The 24,412-nt window shown below is 57.5% G+C and carries 18 protein-coding genes; 8 read left to right on the forward strand and 10 right to left on the reverse strand.

Features of this window, described 5'->3' with window-relative positions; all coding sequences use genetic code 11:
* Window positions 1–68 precede the first annotated feature (68 nt).
* On the forward strand, window positions 69–998 hold the full coding sequence (gene tus / locus EPE01S_RS04475; RefSeq protein ID WP_062743391.1) for a DNA replication terminus site-binding protein: 930 nt from the start codon (window positions 69–71) through the stop codon (window positions 996–998).
* A gap of 64 nt (window positions 999–1,062) precedes the next feature.
* On the opposite strand, the gene fumC is transcribed toward tus, so the two are convergent.
* Complete coding sequence (fumC, locus tag EPE01S_RS04480; protein ID WP_062743392.1) at window positions 1,063–2,460, reverse strand: class II fumarate hydratase; 1,398 nt, start codon at window positions 2,458–2,460, stop codon at window positions 1,063–1,065.
* Window positions 2,461–2,655: 195 nt separating this feature from the next.
* On the opposite strand from fumC, the gene manA reads away from it, so the two are divergent.
* Complete coding sequence (gene manA, locus EPE01S_RS04485) at window positions 2,656–3,840, forward strand: mannose-6-phosphate isomerase (protein ID WP_062743393.1); 1,185 nt, start codon at window positions 2,656–2,658, stop codon at window positions 3,838–3,840.
* A gap of 138 nt (window positions 3,841–3,978) precedes the next feature.
* Window positions 3,979–5,481 (forward strand): YdgA family protein, encoded by a 1,503-nt coding sequence (locus EPE01S_RS04490; protein WP_062743394.1) that lies wholly within the window; start codon window positions 3,979–3,981, stop codon window positions 5,479–5,481.
* 40 nt (window positions 5,482–5,521) lie between these two features.
* Here EPE01S_RS04490 and EPE01S_RS04495 read toward each other — a convergent pair whose 3' ends face one another.
* On the reverse strand, window positions 5,522–6,871 hold the full coding sequence (locus EPE01S_RS04495) for a hypothetical protein (protein ID WP_062743395.1): 1,350 nt from the start codon (window positions 6,869–6,871) through the stop codon (window positions 5,522–5,524).
* Between the two features lie 131 nt (window positions 6,872–7,002).
* Window positions 7,003–8,022 carry a Mal regulon transcriptional regulator MalI gene (malI, locus tag EPE01S_RS04500; RefSeq protein ID WP_062743396.1) on the reverse strand — a complete coding sequence of 340 codons (1,020 nt, stop codon included), beginning with the start codon at window positions 8,020–8,022 and terminating at the stop codon, window positions 7,003–7,005.
* Between the two features lie 193 nt (window positions 8,023–8,215).
* Between malI and malX the strand changes: the two genes are divergently transcribed.
* The 3 genes from malX (at window position 8,216) to add (ending at window position 12,131) form a co-directional block, all read left to right on the forward strand.
* Window positions 8,216–9,802 (forward strand): maltose/glucose-specific PTS transporter subunit IIBC, encoded by a 1,587-nt coding sequence (malX, locus tag EPE01S_RS04505; RefSeq protein ID WP_062743397.1) that lies wholly within the window; start codon window positions 8,216–8,218, stop codon window positions 9,800–9,802.
* A gap of 39 nt (window positions 9,803–9,841) precedes the next feature.
* Window positions 9,842–11,023 carry a MalY/PatB family protein gene (locus EPE01S_RS04510; RefSeq protein ID WP_062743398.1) on the forward strand — a complete coding sequence of 394 codons (1,182 nt, stop codon included), beginning with the start codon at window positions 9,842–9,844 and terminating at the stop codon, window positions 11,021–11,023.
* 109 nt (window positions 11,024–11,132) lie between these two features.
* Window positions 11,133–12,131, forward strand: coding sequence for an adenosine deaminase (add, locus tag EPE01S_RS04515; RefSeq protein ID WP_062743399.1), 999 nt, complete (start codon window positions 11,133–11,135; stop codon window positions 12,129–12,131).
* A gap of 142 nt (window positions 12,132–12,273) precedes the next feature.
* Here the strand turns inward: add and EPE01S_RS04520 are convergent, their stop codons facing one another.
* The 5 genes from EPE01S_RS04520 to EPE01S_RS04540 all read right to left on the reverse strand — a co-directional run bounded on the left by EPE01S_RS04520 (window position 12,274) and on the right by EPE01S_RS04540 (window position 17,945).
* Window positions 12,274–13,314 (reverse strand): oxidoreductase, encoded by a 1,041-nt coding sequence (locus EPE01S_RS04520; protein WP_062743400.1) that lies wholly within the window; start codon window positions 13,312–13,314, stop codon window positions 12,274–12,276.
* Between the two features lie 75 nt (window positions 13,315–13,389).
* Window positions 13,390–14,307: an arabinose operon transcriptional regulator AraC gene (gene araC, locus EPE01S_RS04525; RefSeq protein ID WP_062743401.1), complete on the reverse strand. Its 918-nt coding sequence runs from the start codon at window positions 14,305–14,307 to the stop codon at window positions 13,390–13,392.
* A gap of 11 nt (window positions 14,308–14,318) precedes the next feature.
* Window positions 14,319–15,299, reverse strand: a complete 981-nt coding sequence (gene araH / locus EPE01S_RS04530; protein WP_062743402.1) for an L-arabinose ABC transporter permease AraH — start codon at window positions 15,297–15,299, stop codon at window positions 14,319–14,321.
* A 17-nt stretch (window positions 15,300–15,316) separates the two neighbouring features.
* Window positions 15,317–16,840 carry an L-arabinose ABC transporter ATP-binding protein AraG gene (araG, locus tag EPE01S_RS04535; RefSeq protein WP_062743403.1) on the reverse strand — a complete coding sequence of 508 codons (1,524 nt, stop codon included), beginning with the start codon at window positions 16,838–16,840 and terminating at the stop codon, window positions 15,317–15,319.
* Between the two features lie 121 nt (window positions 16,841–16,961).
* Window positions 16,962–17,945 (reverse strand): arabinose ABC transporter substrate-binding protein, encoded by a 984-nt coding sequence (locus EPE01S_RS04540; RefSeq protein WP_062743404.1) that lies wholly within the window; start codon window positions 17,943–17,945, stop codon window positions 16,962–16,964.
* Window positions 17,946–18,317: 372 nt separating this feature from the next.
* Here EPE01S_RS04540 and EPE01S_RS04545 point away from each other — a divergent pair, with 372 nt between their 5' ends.
* Together EPE01S_RS04545 and araA are read left to right on the forward strand one after the other, a co-directional pair.
* The gene (locus tag EPE01S_RS04545; RefSeq protein WP_062743405.1) at window positions 18,318–20,003 is read left to right on the forward strand and encodes a ribulokinase; all 1,686 of its coding nucleotides are present in this window, start codon (window positions 18,318–18,320) and stop codon (window positions 20,001–20,003) included.
* Window positions 20,004–20,014: 11 nt separating this feature from the next.
* Window positions 20,015–21,520: an L-arabinose isomerase gene (gene araA / locus EPE01S_RS04550; protein ID WP_062743406.1), complete on the forward strand. Its 1,506-nt coding sequence runs from the start codon at window positions 20,015–20,017 to the stop codon at window positions 21,518–21,520.
* Window positions 21,521–21,555: 35 nt separating this feature from the next.
* On the opposite strand, the gene EPE01S_RS04555 is transcribed toward araA, so the two are convergent.
* Both EPE01S_RS04555 and EPE01S_RS04560 read right to left on the reverse strand, forming a co-directional pair.
* Window positions 21,556–23,928 (reverse strand): phosphoketolase family protein, encoded by a 2,373-nt coding sequence (locus EPE01S_RS04555; protein ID WP_062743407.1) that lies wholly within the window; start codon window positions 23,926–23,928, stop codon window positions 21,556–21,558.
* Between the two features lie 81 nt (window positions 23,929–24,009).
* A complete protein-coding gene (locus EPE01S_RS04560) occupies window positions 24,010–24,348 on the reverse strand; it encodes a hypothetical protein (protein ID WP_062743408.1) in 339 nt (112 codons plus the stop codon).
* Window positions 24,349–24,412: the final 64 nt, after the last annotated feature.

Raw genomic sequence — 24,412 nt, forward strand, 5'->3', positions numbered from 1 at the left:
GGTTGCTGATGTTCATCTCCGGTTTCTCCTGCTATAGTCATTAGTATGTTGTAACTAATGGGGGTCTCATGACTCGTTACGATGCCGTTGATCAACTTCATCACTGTGTTGGTCAGCTGGAACAGGAGTTGGCGGTATTGCAGCAGCAGATCCTCGCCCTGCGGTTACTGGCCGCCCGGGTGTTTGAACTGCCAGGAGTGGAGAAAGGAAAAGAGCACGATCCGCTGACCCAGGTGGCCGTGACACAGCTGACCGGCGCGAAGGCGCTTGAACGGACCCTGACGCATTACGGCCGTCTTTTTATGCAACACCAGTCGGAGAAACTGAGTACCAAAGCCGCTGTGCGCCTGCCTGGTGCCGTCTGTCTTGAGGCCGATGCCGATCAGGCTGACCTGCTGCACCAGCAGGTGGCGACGATCAATCAGCTAAAACAGCGGCTGGAGCACATTATCACCGTGGAATCTGGCCTGCCCGCCGAAGAGCGTTTTGAGTTTGTCCACCGCCATCTGCGCGGGCTGATCACGCTGAATGCCTACCGCTCGCTGACCCTGCTGGATGCACCGGACTCCGTGCGCTTTGGCTGGGCCAATAAGCATATTATCAAGAATGTCAGTCGCGACGAGATGCTGGCAACGCTGCAAAAAAGTCTTAAGGCCGGACGCGCTGTTGCCCCCTGGACGCGCGAGCAGTGGGCAGAACGCATCGCTGAAGAAATAGACGCGGTGAAATCGCTGCCCGCCGGGGCGGCGCTAAAGATCAAACGGCCAGTGAAGGTTCAGCCGATTGCGCGCGTGTGGAACAGCCGGGATCGAAAGCAGACACAGCTGGCCTGCCCTTCTCCCCTGCTGGTGCTGTGCCCGGACGCCAATAGCGTACCGAAGCTGGGGGAACTGTTAAATTATGATGCCGCCAGGGTGACGCATCGCTATAAACCTGATGCCCAGCCGTTATTTTTGCTGATCCCGCGCTTGCATCTGTATACCGATCGGCTGGTGTAACATGAAAAAAAGCGGGACGACCGATAAGCCTGTCGTCCCGCCGGCGCAGAGTGGGTATCCGGTGTTACACCTTCATACTGCCGACCATGGCTTCCGGGCGCACCCAGGCATCAAACTCCTCTTCCGTCAGATAGCCAAGCTTCAGCGCCGATGCTTTCAGCGTCAGCCCCTCTTTATGCGCTTTCTTGGCAATTTCTGCCGCTTTATCGTAGCCGATATGGGTGTTCAGCGCCGTCACCAGCATCAGTGACTCATTCAGCAACTGACTGATGCGGTCACGATTTGGCTCAATGCCGATAGCGCAATGGTGGTTAAAGCTGTCCATACCGTCAGCCAGCAGACGCACCGACTGCAGGAAGTTATGGATCACCATCGGGCGGTAGACGTTCAGCTCGAAGTTACCGGATGCGCCACCGATATTCACTGCCACGTCGTTACCCATCACCTGACAGCAGAGCATGGTCATGGCTTCACACTGGGTCGGGTTGACTTTACCCGGCATGATAGAACTGCCCGGCTCGTTTTCCGGAATGGCAATCTCGCCGATGCCGCAGCGTGGGCCGGACGACAGCCAGCGCACGTCGTTGGCGATTTTCATCATCGAGGCTGCCAGGCCTTTCAGCGCACCGTGGGCGTGCACCAGCGCGTCGCAGGTCGCCAGGGCTTCAAATTTGTTCGGCGCGGTGACAAAGGGTTGTTTTGTCAGCTCAGCCAGCTCTTTTGCCACGCGGACGGCATATTCCGGGTGCGTATTCAGTCCGGTACCCACGGCGGTGCCGCCCAGCGCCAGTTCAGCGACGTGGGGAATGCTCTGCTCAATGTGCTTCAGATTGTGGTTCAGCATGGCCACCCAGCCGGAGATCTCCTGACCCAGAGTCAGCGGTGTGGCATCCTGCAGATGGGTACGGCCAATTTTCACGATGTCTTTATAGGCTTCCGCTTTTTCATTCAGCGTTTTATGCAGTTTTTTCAGTTCGGGGATCAGGTGTTCCTGTACCGCAACCACTGCCGCCACATGCATGGCGGTCGGGAAGACGTCATTCGAACTCTGGCTTTTATTGACGTCATCGTTCGGATGCACCAAGCGCGACATGCCGCGTTCACCACCGAGGATCTCGCTGGCACGGTTAGCCAGCACCTCGTTCATATTCATATTGGTTTGCGTACCGGAACCGGTCTGCCAGATGGCCAGCGGAAACTCCCCCTGATGCCTGTCGGCCAGCACTTCATCGGCGGCCTTGATAATGGCCCCGCTGCGATCGTCCGGTAACAATCCGAGGTCATTATTCACTTTGGCCGCCGCACGCTTGGTCAGCGCCAGAGCATACACCAGCTCAACCGGCATTTTTTCTGTGGAGATTCGGAAGTGTTCCAGCGAACGCTGCGTTTGCGCTCCCCAGAGTTTGTCGGCAGGGACATCAATCGGTCCCATTGAATCTTTTTCAACGCGGTTGGCAGCCATTCCTGTCTCCTTTAGTACAACGTATAATATGGGGCGCGCCTTGCCCGTCACAGCGGTCAGAAGCGCGGCAATAGTCTGACACAGAGAGGGATACGATTATGCGACTCATTCGCGTTTATTGCATCCCGATTGTCCTTCCAGTGTAGTTTTCTGCTTTAATACTGCCAGTAACCGCTGAATGGCAAGGGAGAAAGAATGCAAAAGTTAATCAATTCGGTGCAACATTACGCCTGGGGCAGTAAAACGGCGCTGACTTCGCTTTACGGTATCGCTAATCCGACACAGCAACCGATGGCGGAATTATGGATGGGGGCGCATCCCAAGAGCTCGTCTCAGGTGATGGTGGAGGGCCAGCCGCGCGCACTGCGCGATCTGATTGATACTGACAAAGCGGGTCTGTTAGGTGAAAGCGTTGCCCGGCGTTTTGGTGAGCTGCCCTTTTTATTTAAAGTGCTGTGCGCCGATCAGCCGCTGTCAATTCAGGTGCATCCCAGTAAAACCGCTGCTGAAGCCGGTTATGCCCGCGAAAATGCCGCCGGCATTCCGCTGGATGCCGCCACGCGCAACTACAAAGACGCCAATCATAAGCCTGAACTGGTTTACGCCCTGACGCCGTTTAAAGCCATTAACGGCTTTCGTCCCCTGTCAGAAATTGTCTCGCTGCTGCAGCCGTTAGCCGGGGCGCATCAGGCGATTGCCCACTTTCTGAATCATCCCGATACGGCCTCCCTTTCCGCGCTGTTTGCTGCCCTGCTCTCGCTGGCGGGAGAAGAGAAATCGCTGGCGCTGGATATCCTGCAGACCACCGTCGCCAGCCAGCACGGCGAGCCCTGGCAGACGATTGCCGACATCGCCAGTGTGTATCCCGATGACAGCGGTCTGTTCGCCCCCCTGCTGCTGAATGTCATCACCCTACAGCCTGCTGAAGCGATGTTTCTTTTCGCTGAAACACCGCACGCTTACCTGCACGGCGTGGCGCTGGAGGTAATGGCTAACTCGGATAATGTGCTGCGGGCCGGGCTGACACCGAAATACATTGATATACCGGAGCTGCTGGCCAATCTGCGATTCGACTCCCGCCCCGCCGATACGCTGCTGACCACACCGCAGCAGGAGGGTGCCTCGCAGCACTTCCCCATCCCGGTGGAGGATTTTTCTTTTTCCATTCATACACTCGATAGCCAGCCGCTCACCGTCAGCCAGCAGAGCGCCGCGATTATCTTCTGTATCGACGGGCAGGCGACACTGAACTGTGGCGGGCAGACGCTGCTATTACAAGCGGGTGAATCCGCCTTTATCAGTGCCCGCGAGCCATCGCTTACCCTGAGCGGAAAGGGTCGCGTGGCCCGGGTATTTAACGAACTGCCGAATTGCGGCTGACGCCGCTGGCCATAATTGCTAATATTATTCCCGAATTATTAAAAAAACGCCGTCAGGCGTTTTTTATCGCCGAAAGGTAACCTGCAGGACCTGCACAGGTTTGCGGTGTTTGTGAACAGTAAAAGGATGCGATTACAGATGAAAAAAACAAAGGTTGCTGTGGGTGTGGTTATCGCTCTTGGCGTAGTCTGGACTGCAGGTGCCTGGTTTACCGGCAAGCAGTTAGAAAAAAACATGGATCATTTTGTTCAACAGGCTAACGCACAGATTCAGAATAGCGCACCGGAAAGCCGGCTGAAATTGAGCTATCAGGATTTTCAGCGTGGCATCTTTAGCAGCCATGCGCGCTTTGTGTTGCAGTCAAGCTCACAAACGGAAGATAACTCCCTGCTGAAACCGGGACAGAGCATTATCTTCAGCGAAAATATCGATCACGGTCCTTTCCCTCTGGCTCAATTGAAAAAATTCAATCTGATCCCGAGTATGGCTTCTGTTCACACGGAGCTTGAAAACACCGAGGCGGTGAAGAAGCTGTTTGAAATTACCAAAGGGAAATCCATTATTCAGGCTGAAACCCGCATTGGTTACGGCGGCAGCACTGACTCCGCTATCACCCTGCTGCCTGCAGACTATAGCAAGCCTGAAGCGGGTGAGCGTTTTGCCTTCGATGGTGGCACCCTGAACATCAGCGCGGATGGGGAAGGCAATAAAGTCGACTTCAGCAGTGACATCAACAGCCTGGTGATGTCCTCCCGGAATGAGCTGGATATGCCGGTTCTGGTCACGCTTAACGGCCTGAAGGTCGATGCCAACACCCACCTCAGCCCGGAAGGTGTGCGCATTGGCGATCAGACGATTAATCTGACAAAGCTGACTGCGGCGGTTGACGGTAAAGAAGCGATGGTAGCCGAAGGGCTGAAAGGGAAATCAAACTTTGATTCCACTAACAACCGCGTTTCAGGTCTGATTGACTACACCCTTGACGGACTTAAGCTGCAGGGCCAGAGCTTTGGTCAGGGCAAGCTGGCGATTAAGCTGGACGGGTTTGATGGTAAGGCGTTGAAAACCTTCTCTGAAACCTATAACCGTCAGGTGCAGGCACTGACCAGCGACCCGGCGCTGCAGGAGAACCCAGAGTTGTATCAGCAGCGCGTCTCCGAACTGCTGACGCAAAACGTGGCACTGCTGTTGAAGGGGTCGCCTTCCGTCAGCATCGCGCCGTTTAGCTGGAAAAATGACAAAGGTGAAAGTAGCTTCAACCTGAATGCCCAGTTCAAAGATCCGGCCGCCACCACGGCTCCCGCGCAGAATCTGGGTCAGCAGGTGGACAGCGTGCTGAAATCGCTGGATACCACGCTGACCATCTCCATGCCGATGGCCACTGAAATGATGACTCACGTCGCCATGTCAGAAGGTTACAAGCAGGAAGATGCCGCGAAGCTGGCCGATCAGCAGGTGAAAGGTCTGGCTGCGATGGGACAGATGTTTAAACTGACCACGCAGAAGGATAACAACATCACCACCGGCCTGCAGTACAGCACCGGACAGGTCACCATGAACGGTGAAAAAATGCCGCTGGAACAGTTCCTTTCCCGCTATATGCTGGGTGGCGGTATTGCACCGGAAGGTATGCCGCAGTAAACCGCGTTAATGAACGGGCCGCTTCTGCGGCCCGTTTCTTTTACAGTGCCTGGGGGTCAGATTCTAACAGCACCTCGGTACCAAAATCTGGCAGCGAATGCTGGCGCAGATAATCCGCAAAGGATACCCGCGAATTCTCTTTTTCCCATGCTGCCTGTAGCTTACCGAGCAAATCGGTTGATTTCGCCGTCTGTTGCGGCGTGGTCGTATCCGACGCCAGCCAGCCTTTCACATACTTTTGCTCACGGGTTGAGGTTGTCGCTGACTGATCCAGCATGGCCGACACCAGAGCGCCCTGACGATACTGCACATCAGTGGTGCTTTCCGCTTTGTCATCAATCTGAGTAAAGAGGTAATTCTGCGAGTTTCTGTCCGTCGTCAGATTGAGCGACGATCCGGCCGTTAACGGTTTATGGTAGCTGGCCGTCAGATGCGACTGTTGTTTCTGCGTAAAATGACGATTCTGATCGCTGGTGCCCGTGATCGTCGTGGCCTGAGATACGCTGTAAGAGAACGTGTTAACCTCGTTCACCCGCATCGGGTTAGGGGTGGCCGGCGCTTGCGTCACGGAAGCCTTAAAGTCTGCCAGACCGGTCAGCATAGTTTTATCTGAACGCGTCAGTGAGATAAAGAGGGTCTGCTGACTGTTTCTTGAGGGAGAGGCACTGTCGCTGTAATGCGTATTCAGCGCAGTAAACGCATCCCTGAACATGGTCATCAACGTACTGTTACCTGCTCCGCGACTTTGCGCACGGTCAAACTGCGTCAGATACTGACTGAGCGCGCGCTGTTGCTGGCTCTCGCTGCCTTGAAGCTCACGTTTGCTCATGTCCACGCTGATATCCACAGTGCCCAGGCTGCCGGTCGATTTTACCGAACGGGTCTGGCTGTCTGCGTGGAAATCCAGCGTCAGTTTATTCTCGCCCGAGACGGACGCATGCAGATCCACTGATGTCAGTACCGAGGTGTTAAATTTCGTCAGCGCACTGAGATCCAGTTTTGGCGGCTGAGCCGTCAGGCCATCCAGGGCTTTCTGGAAACTGTCAGACAGTTTTTCCAGTGCAGCCCGCTCAGCCTCGGTGAGCGTTCCCTCTTTCACGGCGATCTGCATACCGGATCCCTTGCTACCGGGCGTCAGTTCGACCAGCGCACCGCTGGCCGTTTTGACACTCAGGGTACCCTGACTCTCACTGGTAGCGGGGGCAACAAACAGGCGCCCGGGGGAATAGACCGGTGCGGCAGGCGTGGTCTGCCCCAGCGTGACGGCCGTCGAAGAGGGCGGCGTCGTCGCCTGCGGGGGTTCTGCCTCAGAAGCGGTTCTGGTGAGCGTCGTCGTATTGAGCAACGACGTGTTTAACGATAAGTTTCCAACCGATGAAATAACAGTCATTGTGCACAATCCCTTTGTTTACGCCAGCGCGTCACAGTTGATGAGGTACTTCTTTGACTATTTTCGGTAAAACATCAGAAAACTTTAATGATTGATGCTTCAGACAGGGAAGGAACCGGAGGTGACAAACGCTACGCCATTAACTGTGGCGATAAAATGATGTGCTGGGGCGCATCGTGGGGATGAGCTATTTTTTGCAAAAGCCGCGCCGCCGCACTGCGGCCAATATCCCGCGCGGTGCTGCTGACGAAGGTCAGTGCCGGATCATTCAGCGCGGCATCGGCGACATCGCTAAAGCCCACCAGCGCCATCTGCCGGTCGTAATAGCTTCCCACCGCGTCTTTACTGATAGTGCGCCCGCTGCGCTGCACGCCTAAATAGCAGCCGAGCGTGACGGCGGCGTTATGACACAGGATGGCGGTAATGCCCGGATACTGCAGCAGCAACTGCTCCGCCTGCGCCGGGATCTCACGCGGATGGGCACATCCTTCAATAATCCACTCACTGCGAAAAGGCAGCCCGAACTGCAACAGCGTGGCGCAGTATCCGCCAATGCGTTCTGCACGGGTTAATGACGCGCCAGAGCCGCCCAGCAGCGCAATGCAGCGGTGCCCGCGAGCGATCAGGTACTCCGTCGCCATTTTTGCCGCCGCATGATTATCCGGCCGCACCGAATCAATCTGTTCCAGACTGCTGGCGCGCGATGCACAGAGAACGGCGATATTTTTCTCCTGCGCTTTGCGGATCAGTGGGCCGGTATCGCCGCCGCCGCCGCCCAGAACAATGCCTTCCACGCCCTGCTCCACCAGCGAATCAAAACAGCGCTCAAGATGCTGGCCCTGCGCACCACTTTGCGTCAGAAACAGTACTTTTCCCTGCTGCTCCAGCGTCTCACTCAGCCCGGCGGTCATTTCAGCGTAAAACGGGTGGCAGATATCGCGCACGATCAAACCCACGACGCCGCTTCCACCGCCGCGCAGCATGCTGGCTGAACGATTACGCACAAACCCCAGCGCTTCAGCCGCGCGGTTAACGCGCTCGGTCGTAACGGCAGAGATCCGCCCCTTACCGGACAGCGCCAGCGAAACCGTCGTCACCGACACGCCGGCTTCGGCGGCTACATCATGAATGGTGATTTTCTTCTGAGACATCATTTTCTCATGGAATGGGTTCAGCCGTGTGCGAACAGCAGGAACGCTAAAGGTAAAACGTGACAGGCCGATTGTCGCAGAGAAAAGGTTCCCTCGCCAGAACCCTGTGATCTGTCACTCGTTTTTAAAAGGTAAAACGTTTTATCTTATTTTACCTCAGCAGCCGCTGAGCATGAATTCGCCAGGAGAGCGTATGTCCGCCACACGTCAGAAAATTACGGTTTGGGAATTTTTTCAGAGCCTCGGGAAAACCTTTATGCTCCCCGTTGCCCTGTTATCATTTTGCGGCATCATGCTGGGTATCGGTAGCTCCTTAAGCAGCCACGATGTTATCACGCTGATCCCCTTCCTCGGCGAACCGCTACTGCAGCTGGTGTTCACCTGGATGAGCAAAATCGGTTCATTTGCCTTTAGCTATCTGCCCGTGATGTTTGCCGTCGCTATTCCTTTGGGGATGGCGCGTAATAATAAAGGGGTGGCGGCGTTCTCCGGCTTTGTCGGCTTCGCCGTGATGAACCTGGCGGTTAACTTCTGGCTGACGGCCAAAGGCATTCTGCCCACCACCGATGCGGCTGTCCTTAAAGCCAATAACATTCAGAATATTATTGGTATCCAGTCCATCGATACAGGCATTCTCGGCGCGGTGATCGCCGGGATCGTGGTGTTTTACCTGCACGAACGCTTCCACGATATTCGCCTGCCGGATGCCCTCGCCTTCTTTGGCGGCACGCGATTTGTGCCCATTATCACCACGCTGGTGATGGGCCTCGCCGGACTGGCGATCCCGCTGATCTGGCCGTGGTTTGCCAAAGCGATTGCCGGCCTGGGCTGGGTGATCAATAGTGCGGGGGATTTCGGCCCGATGATCTTCGGCACCGGCGAACGCCTGCTGCTGCCCTTTGGCTTACAGCATATTCTGGTGGCGATCATCCGCTTTACCGATGCGGGCGGCACGCTGGACGTGTGCGGTCACAGCGTCAGCGGTGCCCTTACCATCTTCCAGGCACAGCTTTCCTGTCCAACCCCGGGCGGCTTCGCTGAGAGCGCCACGCGCTTCCTGTCCCAGGGGAAAATGCCGGCCTTTCTCGGAGGGTTACCCGGTGCCGCGCTGGCCATATATCACTGTGCCCGCCCGGAAAATCGCCATAAAATTAAGGGGCTGCTGATTTCCGGCGTGGTCGCCTGCGTGGTCGGCGGAACCACCGAACCGATTGAATTTCTGTTCCTGTTTGTGGCACCGGTTCTCTATCTGATCCACGCCCTGTTAACCGGTCTGGGCTTTACCCTGATGGCGGTATTAGGGGTCACGATAGGCAATACTGACGGCAATATTATCGACTTCGTGGTGTTTGGTGTTCTGCACGGGCTGCAAACCAAATGGTACTGGGTTCCCGTGGTCGCGGCTGTCTGGTTTGCCGGCTATTACCTGATCTTCCGCCTGGCCATTACCCGCTTCAATATCAAAACGCCAGGACGTGAAATTGACACCGTTAACGTCAGCAGCCCGGCACGTGAGGTCAGCGGTAAGTCGGGGTATAACACCCCTGCCATTCTGGCGGCACTCGGCGGGATCGACAACATTACGTCACTGGATAACTGCCTGACGCGCCTGCGGTTATCAGTGAAGGATATGAGCCTGGTTGACGATGCCGCGCTGAAGGCCCATCGGGTAATCGGTGTCATCCACCTCAGCCAGCACAATCTGCAGGTAGTGATTGGCCCGCAGGTTCAGTCGGTAAAAGATGAAATTGCCACGCTGATGCCGGCCGCTTCCGCATAAACCGGGAACCGTGCTGCGGCACAGACTGAGGATGACACAATGTTTGATTTTGACCGGGTGATCGATCGCCATGGCAGCTGGTCCACCCAGTGGGATTTCGTTGCTGACCGCTTTGGTCATGACGATCTGCTGCCCTTCACCATTTCCGATATGGATATTCCCACCGCCCCGGCGGTGATAGCGGCGCTGCAGCAGCGTGTGGCGCACGGTATTTTCGGCTACAGCCGCTGGCAGCATAGTGATTTTCTCGAGGCTATTAGCGGCTGGTACCAGCAGCGTTTTGCAGAAAAGGTCGATCCCCGGCAGATCGTTTACGGCCCGTCGGTGATTTATATGGTGGCACAGATGATCCGCCACTGGTCGCAGCCCGGTGACGGGGTGCTGATCCATACCCCGGCCTATGATGCCTTTTATAAGGTGATTGAGGGCAATCAGCGTCGGGTAATGGCGCTGCCGCTCAACCGCTCACAGGGCCTGTGGCAGTGTGATATGGCCGCACTGGACGCGTTACTCGCCGATCCGCAGTGCAAAATTCTGTTGTTGTGCAGCCCGCACAATCCAACCGGCAAAGTCTGGCATCACCGCGAGCTGGAACAGATGGCGCAGCTTTGTGCACGCTACCAGGTGCGGGTGATCAGCGATGAGATCCACATGGATATGGTGATGGGCGATGCGCAACACGTACCCTGGAGCCGCGTGGGTCAGGGACGCTGGGCGCTGTTTACCTCGGCATCAAAAAGTTTCAACGTTCCGGGCCTGACCGGGGCCTATGGCCTTATTAGCGATGAGGTGGATCGGGACGCGTGGTTTCAGGCACTGAAAAACGCCGATGGTCTCTCCTCCCCGGCGCTGCTGGCCGTTGCGGCGCATATTGCCGCTTACCGGCACGGCGCAGAATGGCTGGACGCGCTGCGCATCTATCTGCGGGATAATCTGCACCATGTAGCCCGCCGTCTGAATGCGGCCTTCCCCGCGCTGAACTGGCAGCCGCCGCAGGCCACTTACCTGGCCTGGATCGATCTGAACCCGCTGCATATTGATGAACAGCGGCTGCAGCAGGTACTGACGGAGCAGTACAAAGTTGCCATTATGCCCGGATCGACCTATGGGCCGCAGTGCAGGGGCTGGCTGCGCTTTAACGTCGGCTGTCCCCGCAGTAAGGTCGATGAGGGCCTCAACCGGCTGATTGCGGCACTGCAGTGCTGTTCAGCGTGCGATTAAGCAGCAGTTAACATCGGCAAACCCCGCTTGTTGCGCAATTTAGTGGCATTATTGCGCAATAAGTTTTTATAATGCTCCGCACTTTATTAAAAAAACAGAGAGTGCCGACATGATCGATTCCCAGCTTCCCCTCACCGACATTCATCGCCATCTTGACGGCAATATCCGCGCACAGACCATTCTTGATTTAGGCCGTGAGTTTAACCTCGCGCTGCCCGCCACCACGCTGGATACGCTGCGCCCGCACGTGCAGGTGATTGACGCCGAGCCGGACCTGGTCAGCTTCCTCAATAAGCTGGACTGGGGGGTCAAAGTGTTGGGTTCCCTTGATGCCTGCCGCCGCGTTGCGCAGGAAAACGTTGAAGACGCCGCCCGCGCCGGTATTCACTATACCGAGCTGCGCTTTTCGCCGGGCTATATGGCCATGACCCACAACCTGCCGATTGCCGGCTTGGTGGAAGCGGTGATTGACGGCATTAAAGCCGGCTGCAGCAATCACAATATTGACGTGCGTCTGATCGGTATCATGAGCCGCACCTTCGGCGAAGAGGCCTGCCTGGATGAGCTGAACGGCCTGCTGGCGCACCGCGACAGCATCACTGCCCTGGACCTGGCAGGCGATGAGCTGGGCTTCCCCGGCAGCCAGTTCCTCAGCCACTTCACCCGCGCCCGCGATGCCGGACTGCGCATTACGGTTCACGCCGGAGAGGCCGCCGGTGCTGAGAGTATCTGGCAGGCCATTCGTGAACTGGGTGCGGAGCGTATCGGTCACGGGGTGAAAGCGGTGGAAGATCCGGCGCTGATGGACTTTATGGCGAAGCACGGCATTGGCGTTGAATCCTGCCTGACCTCGAACATTCAGACCAGCACCGTGGCCTCACTGGCGCGTCACCCGCTGAAAACCTTCCTGGATCACGGTATTCTTGCCACCATTAACACGGACGATCCGGCGGTTCAGGGGATTGAGATTGGTCATGAATATGCTGTTGCCGCCCCCGCTGCCGGGCTGAGCCTGGCGCAGATGCGGGTGGCGCAGGAAAACGGCCTGAAGATTGCCTTCCTCAGTGATGCTGAGCGCGCCGCCGTTCGGGCACGCGTCGCAGCCTGATATCCACCCGGGCGGGTGATATCCCGCCCCAGGCGGTATGGACATCGGTCAAACCCGGGCGAGCTAAAGCGTTGCCCCTTTTGACAGGAGCCCACGGATGTCGCAGGGGCTGACCTTGATGTGTGGTCAGCCCGTTAACGGCTTATTTCAGCGACATCGTCTGGCGTTTTTCAGCCGACTGCAGACCCAACTCGATCAACTCCATCACCTGAATCGCCTCTTCTGCTTTCACCGGGTTTTCCCCGACGCCGTTCACCGCATCGCGGATCGCCGCGTAGTAAGCCGGATAGTTGCCAGGAATGGTCAGCAGCGTCTTCTCCACCATACCGTCCCCCTCGGCCAGCGTCAGGACGCCGTCGCGCATATCATAGCCCCAGTCTTCCTGCGGCGGCCGCGCCCCGGACTTCAGGCGGTCTTCCTGCGGATCCAGACCGTATTTCACGAAGCTGCCGCGCGTGCCGTGTATCTGATAGCGCGCCGACTCCGCGGCCACCAGCATACTGCCGTGCAGCACCACGCGCCGCTGCGGATAGATCAGGGTGGCGTGGAAATAGTCGGTGGTCACGGCTCCGGGACGCAAATCGGCCGTATCCAGGTTGATCGCCACCGGAGAGCCAAACAGCTGCAAAGCCTGGTCAATGACGTGCGGCCCCAGATCGTACCAGATGCCGCTGCCCGGCCCCTGCTGCTCGCGCCAGCGCTGCTGTACCTGTGGACGGAAACGGTCGAAGTGCGATTCAAAATAGCGCACCTCACCCAGCGTCCCTTCCGCCAGCAGTGATTTGACCGTGAGGAAGTCGCTGTCCCAGCGGCGGTTGTGAAACACCGACAGCAGCAGACCTTTGGCTTTCGCCAGCGCATCCAGTTCGCGTGCCTGTGACAGTGTCACGGTAAACGGTTTATCCACCACCACATGCTTACCGGCCATCAGGGCAGCCCGGGCTAATGGGAAATGGGTATCATTTGGGGTAGGGATAACAATCAGTTGCAGCGTGGGATCGTCAAACAGCGCCTGGGGATCGGACACGACCTGTACCGACGGCCAGTCCGCATGAACCTTGCCCGCATCGCTGCTGGAAATGGCCGACAGCACCATTTCAGATGTCCCGGCAATTAATGGCGCATGGAAGGTTTTGCTGGCAAAGCCGTAGCCGACCAGCCCGACACGAATTTTATCACTCATTTTAATCCCTCTCGTGGTTACCCGTTGATTTAAGACGATCAACGGGGCAACCACAAGGAGGATTTGCCCGAAAAGCTATTCGTTGGCACGGCGAGGCAAATGCCACGTCTCCTGCGCCACCAGCGCATCGTGCGCATCAAGGCTGCGGCGGCGGAAGTCGCTGGGGCTGACTCCGGCACGCTTGCGAAACACACGGGAGAAGTAAAGCTGATCGTCATAGCCCACTTCGCGGCCGATACTGGCAATCGGCTCCTGAGTGGTCTGCAGCAGCAGCTTGGCGCGGATCACGCGCTGATCTTCCCGCCAGCGCAGCAGGTTGACGCCCATCTGCTCGCGAAAGAGATGCGCCAGCCGCGATGGTGACAGGCAGACGTGCCTGGCGACCTCTTCAATTTTCACCTCCGCAGCCAGATTGTTGGTGACGTACTGGCAGGCCTCCACCACGCGGGCGTCGCGGACCTGCTGCTGGCTGCGCGGATCTTCCTGCACCGCCCGCAGCAGCAAACGTTCCAGCAGATTCATCGCCAGTTCTTCAGCAAACGGACGGCCGGAGTTATGCGTGTGTTCAATATTGGCAAACAGGCGGTCAAACTCCCCGCGCAGCGACTCCGGCAGGCGCAGGCGCCCCACGCCCTGCGCTTCATCCTGCCACTCCAGCCAGTCGCTCCAGTAGGCGCGGGGACGGAAATAGACCCAGCGGTGATACCAGCAGTCACTGTCCGGCAAACGGCCGTAGTAATGCGGCGTTTTCGGCTGAAACAGCAGCAGATCGCCAGGCTCACAGTCGAACGCCGCCTCACCGTCAAACACCCGCCCGCGGCCTTTGATGGTCAGGTTAAGGATGTAGCCTTTCATGCCGTGCGGGCGATCGATAAAGAAATCGAGCGGCCCTGCCGCATTAATCGGCGTCAGCCCGGCCACCAGCCAGGCGCTGAAGGGATACCCGGGAAGTAACGGGTTGGACTGCGCCACCGGCGCCAGACGATGATACATAACGCCTCCTGTCAGACCGCTTTCGCTTTTTGTTTGTACCGGTCAAAAATAACCGCTGCTAACAATATCAGACCGCGGACAACGTACTGTGAGAAAGGCGATATATTCAATAAATTCATCGCATTTTCCACGGTGCCAAGGATCAGTACCCCGGCGATAACATACGAAATTTTACCGATCCCGCCCTTCAGGGAAACGCCTCCCAGCACACAGGCTGAGATCACGATCAGCTCGTAGCCCAGGGAGGTCATCGGCTGGCCGCTGGTCATTCTTGAAGCCAGAATAATCCCGGCCGCAGCGGAAACCAGCCCGGAGAGAATAAAGATAATAATCCGCGTGCGCACCACCGGCACCCCGGCCAGACGTGCTGCTTCTTCATTGCCACCTATCGCCAGCGTGTTACGGCCAAAGGTGGTTTTATTCAGCAGGAAGGCGAACAGCGCCAGGGTGATAATGGTCAGCCACACGGGAGCCGGCACGCCCAGCCAGCTGGCATAGCCGAGCGCAAAGAAGCGCTCATCTTCGATCCCTACCGCTTTACCGTCTGAGAATATATAGGCCAGCCCGCGGACGATCTGCATGGTCGCCAGCGTGGTGATCAGCGCATTGATCTTCAGTTTAGCGATGACAAAGCCATTGACGAAGCCGCAGGCAACCCCCAGCACCAGACCGGCAGCAATGCCGATCCACAGGCTCTCCGTCATATTGATCACCACGGCACACACCACGCCGGCGCAGGCAATGACCGAGGCCACCGACAGGTCAAAATCTCCCGAGGCCAGGCAGAACAACATGCCGCAGGCGACCATGCCAGACATTGACATCGCCAGCCCCAGACCTTTCATATTGATCAGTGAACCGAAGTTCGGTACGAATACCGTACAGGCGATAAACAGGGCGGCAAACACCACCAGCATGCCAAAGTTGTCCCAGATTCGGCCCAGGCTGAAGCGGGACGGCGCAGCGGGTGTAACGGATGAGGTCGTTGACATAGGTTTCTCCTGCATATTCAGGCCACGTGTGTGGCGGGTTTGGCGGTTTTCGGCATCGCCAGACTCAGCGTCAGGGCTTCCGTGGCGTCGTTGTGATCCAGCTCTCCGGCTATTTCACCCTCGCGCATCACCAGAATGCGGTCGGCCAGCCCCATGACTTCGGGCAGGTCGCTGGAGGCAAACAGCACTGCAATCCCCTGCTCTGCCAGGGCATAAATCAGCTGATAAATTTCGTTTTTCGCCCCGACATCAATGCCGCGCGTCGGTTCGTCCAGCAGGATCACCTTCATCTCTTCTGACAGCCAGCGGCCAAGGATCGCTTTCTGCTGGTTGCCACCGGAAAGGTTCATGATCAGCTGGTCCGCGGAGGGGGTTTTGATATTCAGGGAACGGATATGCACGCCAGCGTTGCTGGCTTCCCAGCCGTTGTTAATCAGGCACCCCGCCTTCAGATTATTCCGCCTGGCGCTGATATTGATGTTGTCACGCACGGAGTGTACCGGGATGATGCCGTCTGCCTTACGATCTTCAGGGCAGAGCATGATGCCAGCGCGAATGGCTTCTATCGGCTCTTTGATGCTGATTTTTTTCCCGTCCAGCCACAGCTCGCCGCCGATCAGGCGCGTGGCACCAAACAGCCCTTTCATCAGCTCACTGCGTCCGGCACCGACCAGGCCAAACAGCCCGACGATTTCTCCGGCACGCACGCTGAAGGACACCGGGCTGCGTACGCCTTTGGCGTGCACGTTGTTGAGCTGCAGTCGGATCTCGCCCTGTTCGCGGGGGCGGTAACCGTAGATATCACCGATTTCACGGCCGACCATGGCCTGAACCAGCTCGTCGTTGCCGGTGGTCGCCATATCGGTGAAGGTGCGCACATAGCGGCCATCTTTAAACACCGTGATCGCATCACTGAGGGCAAAGATCTCCTCCATGCGGTGGGAGACATACAGCACCACGCGCCCCTCAGCGCGCAGCTGGCGGATAACGCGGAACAGCTGGTCAATCTCACGTGCTGACAGTGAACTGGTCGGTTCATCAAAGGCGATCACCTGAGCATTACGGGTCAGCGCCTTGGCGATCTCCACCATCTGCCACTGGCCCAGAGAGAGGTATTTCAGAGGCATGTCCGGGTCAATATCCATCCCCAGCGCTTTCAGCTGGCGGCTGGCCTCCGCACGCAGGCGGGAACGATTGACCAGTCCCGCGCGCTGCGGCAACTGACCTAAAAAGATATTTTCTGCCACCGACATTTCCGGCACCAGATGCAGTTCCTGATAAATAATCGCCACCCCGGCGTTGAGCGCATCAGTGGTGTGCTGGAAGTTTACCGGCTGCCCCTGCAGGCGAATTTCGCCGCCGCTGGCCTGATAGCTTCCGCTGAGAATTTTCAACAGTGTCGATTTACCCGCGCCATTTTCCCCCATCAGGGCATGGACCTGGCCGGCATAACAGTCGAAGCTGATGTCCTGAAGTGCCTTCACGCCAGGAAAGGTTTTGCTGATGCCGTGAAAGCTCAGATACGGCGTTTGTGAAGTCATGGTGTCTCCTGCGACATAGGCCATCACTGCGGGCGGACCGGAAAAAAGGGCCGCCCCGATAAATAGGCTGGCATCGCCTTTCGGGCGGACCGGAAAAAAGGCCCGCCCCTGCGCCAGTGCCTTACATCAGGCCTTTTTTCGCCAGTTCAGCTTTGAAGTTATCGCGGGTAATCAGCACCACGTCGGTCACTTCGGTGAATTTGGCTGGCTCAACATCTTTCGTTACCCAGTCATGCAGCATCTGAATGCTGCGGTAGCCGTGGACATCCGGGCTGGGCAGCAGAGAGCCGTAGAAGCCGGTTGCCTGGCCCTTCGACAGTTCGCTGACCGCATCCACGCCGTTGATACCGATGCCGATCACGTTCGGCGCTTTAAAGCCCTGTCCTTCGGTGGCCCGCACGCCGCCCAGCACGGTGTTATCGTTCATGCCCACAATCAGCCAGTTTTTGACTTCCGGATGCTGCACTAACAGTGAGTTACCGGCATCGAAGGCACCGGGGATATCGTTTGATTTGGTAGGAACCTGATAGATCTGTTTTTCCGGGAATCCGGCCGCTTTCAGTGCGTCAATTGACCCCCCGGTACGACGGCGGGCGGTGTCCAGCTCATTGGCGGTGATCGCCATCACGGCGGTGGTTTTCACATCCCAGCCGCGTTTCTGCATCTCTTTGTACAGCTCCTGGCCCTGACGCTCGCCGATTTTGGTCGCCGCCATCATCACCAGCGGCACGGTGTCCATCGGTTTGCCTTTCGCAGTGACGAACTGGTCATCGACCGCGATCACTTTCAGGCCATAGCTGCGGGCTTTGGCTACAATCGCCGAACCGAGTTTGGGATCCGGCGTACAGATAACAAACCCTTTCGCCCCGCTGGCGGCCAGACTGTCGATGGCATTCAGGGTTTTTTCACCGTCCGGCACCGCGATTTTGATCACTTCAAAGCCAAGATCTTTACCGGCCTTGTCGGCAAACTTCCATTCCGTCTGGAACCAGGGTTCTTCCGGCTGTTTCACGAGGAAACCGAGTTTCATGGTTTCCGCCATAGCGGATTGTGACATAACGGCAGCAAGGCCAATCGCGGCCAGCGCTTTAGTGAATTTGTGCATGAGGCTCTCCGGCTCAGTGCCCGCCTGGGGCGGGATTGTGTAAACGGTAACAATCGGTTGTTGAAAAAATTAAAAGCATTTAAACAAGACCTTACCTGAGCACTGACGTCTTAACAGTGGCGGTAGTCCGCTAGTTTTACCTGCAAGTGCGTGAAAATTTGTAGAGCGCTATCACACGCTGAAATTACAGTTGTTTTGTCCATCTTTTCAGCCAATTTAACCGATACGCAACATTTGAACCCCATCACACTCCCACCCCTGATGACAGAAAAGTGCATATATGCAGCCAGCCGCACCTAACCACTCTGCCGCCATGTTTCCAGGATAGAGGAACATTACTTAAGCCTGTTCTGAACATAACGGAGAGCAACTATGCACAAGGGTGCGATTACCCTCGGTCTGGATTTCGGCAGCGATTCGGTGCGTGCGCTGGCCGTGGAGTGCGCCAGCGGCCGCGAACTGTATAAGCAGGTGGTGGCCTATCCGCGCTGGAAAGCCGGACGCTTCTGCGATGCGGCACATAACCTGTTTCGCCATCATCCTCAGGACTATATTGACGCGCTGGAGCAGGCGATACGTGACATTGTCACTCAACTTACCCCTGAACAGCGGTTAAATGTGGTGGGCATCGGCGTGGATTCGACAGGATCCACCCCTGCCCCTGTAGACCGTGAAGGACGGGTACTTGCCCTGCGCCCGGAATTTGCCGAAAACCCCAACGCGATGTTCGTGCTGTGGAAAGATCACACCGCCATTGAGGAGGCTGAAGCTATTACCCGCCTGTGTCACAGCGGTGACTATCAGGACTACTCACGCTTTATCGGCGGCATTTATTCCTCAGAATGGTTCTGGGCCAAAATTCTGCATATCAGTCGCCAGGATGCGGCGGTACGCGAGGCAGCGGTCTCGTGGGTGGAGTTGTGTGACTGGGTGCCGGCGCTGTTAAGCGGTACCACCGCCCCTGCGGACATGAAACGCGGCCGCTGTGCAGCTGGCCATAAGTCACTCTGGCATCCGGTCTGGCAGGGGTTACCTGAAGCCCGGTTCCTTAATGCTCTCGACCCGCTGCTGACCACCGATCTCGACTACCCGATGTTTACCGATACCTGGACCGCCGATATTCCGGTCGGGCAGCTCAGTGCCGAGTGGGCGGCGCGTCTCGGTCTGCCCGGCAGCGTGACCCTATCCGGCGGGGCATTTGACTGCCATATGGGGGCCGTCGGTGCCGGAGCCCAGCCCTATACGCTGGTGAAAGTGATCGGGACGTCGACCTGCGACATTCTGATTGCTGATGCCGATCGCGTAGCCGATCGTGCGATTAAAGGGATCTGTGGTCAGGTGGATGGCAGCGTCGTACCCGGAATGATTGGCCTGGAGGCCGGACAGTCGGCATTTGGCGATATGTATGCCTGGTTTGGCCGTCTGTTGAGCTGGCCGCTGGTGCAGGCGGCACAGCAGCAGCCAGCGCTGAAAGCCGAACTTGAGGCCATACAGCACGGCATGCTGGAACAGTTAACCGCCGCCTGGGCCGCCGATCCGCAGCTCGATCATCTGCCGGTGGTCCTCGACTGGTTTAACGGCCGCCGCACGCCTTTTGCCAACCAGCGCCTGAAAGGGGTGATCACCGATCTTAACCTTGGCACCGATGCCCCGACGCTGTTTGGGGGCTTTATTGCGGCCACGGCGTTTGGTGCCCGCGCCATTATGGAGTGCTTTGAACAGCAGGATATCCCGGTACAGCAGATCCTCGCTCTGGGCGGAATTGCCCGCAAGTCACCGACCATTATGCAGGTGTGCTGTGACGTGATGAACCGTCCGCTGGACATTGTTGCCTCCGACGAATGTTGTGCGTTGGGGGCCGCCATCTTTGCCGCCGTGGCCGCTGGTGTCTATGCCGATATCCCGTCGGCACAGGCGCAGATGGCCAGCCCGCTGGATCAGACGCTGCAGCCGGATCCGGTTCGCGTCGCCCGCTTCCAGCAGCTTTATCAGCGTTATCTTCAATGGTGTGAGCTGGCGGAACCGCAGTTTGCCCCACAACCTTCATCAGTCAGTTAAGGAATCGCTTTATGACACAGTTAAACGCCCGCAGCGTATGGTTTGTGATTGGTACCCAGCATCTGTACGGTGCGGAGACGCTGCGCCAGGTCGAACAGCATGGACAGCAGGTGGTGGAAGGCCTGAACCGGGCGGGTAAACTGCCCTTCTCTTTACAGCTTAAACCGCTGGTTAAAACACCGGATGAGGCACTGTCGCTGTGCCGCGAGGCGAATCACGATCAGAGCTGCCTGGGCATTATCACCTGGCTGCACACCTTCTCCCCGGCAAAAATGTGGATTGGCGGCCTGTCGATTCTGAATAAGCCACTGCTGCAGTTCCATACTCAGTTCAATGCGGAGATCCCATGGGACAGCATGGATATGGACTTTATGAACCTGAACCAGACTGCACACGGCGGCCGTGAGTTTGGCTTTATTGGCGCGCGTATGCGTCTGCCGCATCAGGTGGTGACCGGCCACTGGCAGGATGAACGCTCACAGCAGCGCATCGGACAGTGGATGCGCGGTGCCGCCGCCCTGCAGGCCAGCCAGCAGCTGAAAGTGGCCCGTTTCGGTGACAACATGCGCGAAGTGGCAGTGACAGAAGGCGATAAAGTCGCGGCACAGATCCAGTTTGGCTACGCGGTGAATGGCTGGGGTGTAGGCGATTTGGTGGAGGTGATCAACCAGGTCAGCGACGGCGATGTCAGTGCACTGATTGATGAATACGAAAGCAGCTATGAATTTAGCGCAGCGGCGGCCGTGAACGGTGACAAACGGCAGAACGTGCTGGACGCCGCCCGGATTGAACTGGGGATCAAGCGTTTCCTGGAAAGCGAAGGCTGCCGGGCATTCACCACCAATTTCCAGACGCTGCACGGTATGACACAGTTGCCGGGGCTGGCGGTACAGCGCCTGATGCAGCAGGGATACGGCTTTGCTGGTGAGGGAGACTGGAAAACCGCGGCACTGCTGCACATCTTCAAACAGATGGCGGGGGATCTCCCGGGGGGTACCTCGTTTATGGAGGATTACACCTACCACTTCGCGCCGGGCAATGACCTGGTGCTGGGTTCACATATGCTGGAGGTCTGCCCGACCATCGCCCGTGAAGCCAAACCGCTGCTCGACGTGCAGGCGCTGGGCATCGGCGGCAAGGCCGATCCGGCTCGTCTGATCTTCTCCGCCCCGGCCGGACGTGCAGTTAACGCCAGCGTGATTGATATGGGTGACCGTTTCCGCCTGCTGGTTAACGTGGTGGACGCTATCGAACAGCCGCAGGCGCTGCCGAAACTGCCGGTGGCCCGCGCCCTGTGGCGGGCACAGCCGTCGCTGGCGACAGCATCTGAAGCGTGGATTCTGGGCGGTGGTGCGCATCATACCGTCTTCAGCCAGGCACTGACCGTCGACGATATGCGGCTGTACGCCGAGCTCACCGGGATAGAGGCGCTGGTAATCGATGAAGAAACCACGCTGCACGGTTTCCGTGATGCGCTGCGCTGGAATGAAGCTTACTACCGTCTGAATCAACGCTAACCGCTAACGCCCCCTGACGGGGGCGTTTTCTCCTCTTACTCTGGGTTACCCTGCCCCCAACGCCACTGGCTGACTTCCGGCATGTCTTCACCGTGTTCCCGCACATAATCATGGTGATACGCCAGACGGGCCTGCAAGGTGTCGATAACGTGACCCTGAGTGGCGGCCAGATGGGGAACATGTGTGATGGCCGCCAGCGCCAGATGATAGCGATCCAGTTTATTAAGCACGGTCATATCAAACGGTGTGGTGGTGGTGCCCTCCTCGCTGAATCCCTGTACGTGAAAATTCTGATGATTTCGCCGCTGATACGTCAGCCGGTGGATCAGGCTGGGATATCCGTGAAAAGCAAAGATGATTGGTTTATCCGCCGTGAACAGCGCTTCAAACGCCGGTTCCGGTTTACCGTGCGGGTGCTGCTCCTGGGTCTGCAGTGCCATCAGATCTACCACGTTCACCACGCGGACGTTCAGCTCAGGAACCAGATCGCGTAACAGTTGCACGGCCGCCAGCGTTTCAATGGTGGGAACATCCCCGGCGCAGGCCATCACCACGTCAGGGCTGGTATCGTCATCCGTATTGCCCGCCCAGGACCATATCCCCATTCCGGCTTCGCAATGTTTTGCCGCGCTGTCGCGATCCAGCCACTGCGGCGAGGGCTGCTTACCTGCGACAATGACGTTGATGCGATCCCAGGTTTTCAGACAGTGATCGCCCACCCACAGCAGGGTATTGGCATCCGGCGGTAAATAGACCCGGACGATGTCGGCTTTCTTATTCGCCACGTGATCGATAAAGCCCGGATCCTGGTGACTGTAGCCATTATGATCCTGACGCCACACGTGTGATGAGAGCAGATAATTCAGCGAGGCGATCGGTGCCCGCCAGGGAAGCTTGCGTGACACCTTCAGCCATTTTGCATGCTGGTTAAACATTGAATCGATAATGTGAATAAAGGCTTCGTAACAGTTGAACAGCCCGTGCCGGCCGCTCAGCAGATACCCTTCCAGCCACCCCTGGCAAAGATGCTCACTGAGGACTTCCAGTACCCGGCCATCCGGGGCCAGCTGCTCGTCATAGGGTTCGCGTTCCCCCATCCAGCGGCGTGCGGTCACCTCAAACACCGGACTCAGCCGGTTAGAGGCGGTTTCATCCGGCCCAAAAATCAGGAAATTATTGGGATTTTTCTGCACAATCTCGCGCAGATAATGACCCAGCTGCTCCGTCGCCTGCCCCTGTATCGCGCCGGGGGTGGACACGTCCAGCGAGAACGCGCGAATATCAGGCGTGTTTAAGGGCTGCCTCAACCTGCCGCCGTTCGCCCAGGGACTGGCTCCCATGCGCCAGTCGCCCTGCGGGGCAAGGGCCTGCAGTTCAGGGCGTAAACGTCCGCTGGCATCAAACAGCTTTTCCGGCTGATAACTTTTCAGCCACTGTTCAAGGATGCTTCGATGTTCATCGTTTTCACGACAGCCTGAGACCGGTACCTGGTGAGCCCGCCAGAAATCTTCCACTTTCTTACCGTCGACACTTTTGGGCCCGGTCCATCCCTTCGGGCTACGTAACAGAATCATCGGCCAGCGTGGCACTCCGGCCGGCGGTTTTTCCTGACGGTACTGCCGCTGGATCGCCGCAATCTCGTCGAAGACCTGATCCAGCACCATCGCCATCTGCGTGTGCATCAATGCCGGATCACTGCCTGTCACCACGCGCGGTGCATAGCCCATGGCCCGGTAGAGGTGGACCAGTTCTTCATCGCTGGTGCGTCCGGACAGGGTAGGATTGGCAATCTTATAGCCGTTCACGTGCAGTATCGGCAGTACCGCCCCGTCACGCTGTGGATTAAGGAATTTCAGGCTTTGCCAGCTGGCAGAGAGCGGCCCGGTTTCCGCCTCCCCATCGCCAATAATGCACGGAACAATCAGCTCGGGATGGTCGAATGCGGCACCGAAGGCGTGCGCCAGCGAGTAGCCCAGCTCTCCGCCTTCGTTAATCGAACCCGGGGTTTCTGCCGCCGCATGGCTGGGTATCCCTCCCGGAAAGGAAAACTGCTTGAACAGCCGTTTCATGCCGGCGATGTCCTGGCTCACGTCAGGATAAATTTCGCTGTAGCTGCCTTCCAGCCAGGTGTTAGCCACCATCCCAGGCCCTCCGTGTCCCGGCCCGCAGACATAGAGTAAGTTCAGCTTGCGCTGGCGAATGATGCGGTTGAGATGGACATAGATAAAATTCAGACCGGGTGTCGTCCCCCAGTGGCCCAGCAGTCTTGGCTTGATGTGCTCCGGCTTCAGCGGTTCGCGCAGAAGCGGGTTATCCATTAAATAAATCTGGCCTACAGAAAGGTAATTGGCTGCCCGCCAGTAGCGATCGATTAATATGCATTCGCTGTCAGTGAGAGAGTCTGCCACGCGATATTCTCCTCTTGATTCGCTGATTCCTGTGTTGTTATTCCTGCGTTGTCTGTCATGGGGGCGGGTTCGCCAGGGTGATTAGTCCGCCGTTTTCAACTGCTCACCTAAGGCTTTTTCGCAGCCCGCCGGCGTGTTAGCCTGGCGACGCTGTTCCGGCGAGAGCGCCAGCCAGCCGTCAACGACCTTCCCGGCCACCTCGCTGTCAAAATCGGTTTTATTCAGCGAGGAAGAAGAGTGACTGCGCATGTGCATATCGTTGAGCTGTTGCAGGTAGGCGTCACGGGAAGCGTCCGGCTGGGCAGACGCGGTGGTACACAGCAGGCTGACATAGCGGGCCTCCTCAGAGGGGGTGCCTGTCTCAGCCGCGATGGCTGTGCCCGCTATCATCAGTGTGGATAAAAGCAGAATGATTTTCATAATGGCTCCTTACCTAAAAGAGTAAGGATAGAAGAGATAAACCGCTTTTGCTGGCCGTCCGCTC

Source organism: Erwinia persicina NBRC 102418, from assembly GCF_001571305.1.
GTDB lineage: Bacteria > Pseudomonadota > Gammaproteobacteria > Enterobacterales > Enterobacteriaceae > Erwinia > Erwinia persicina.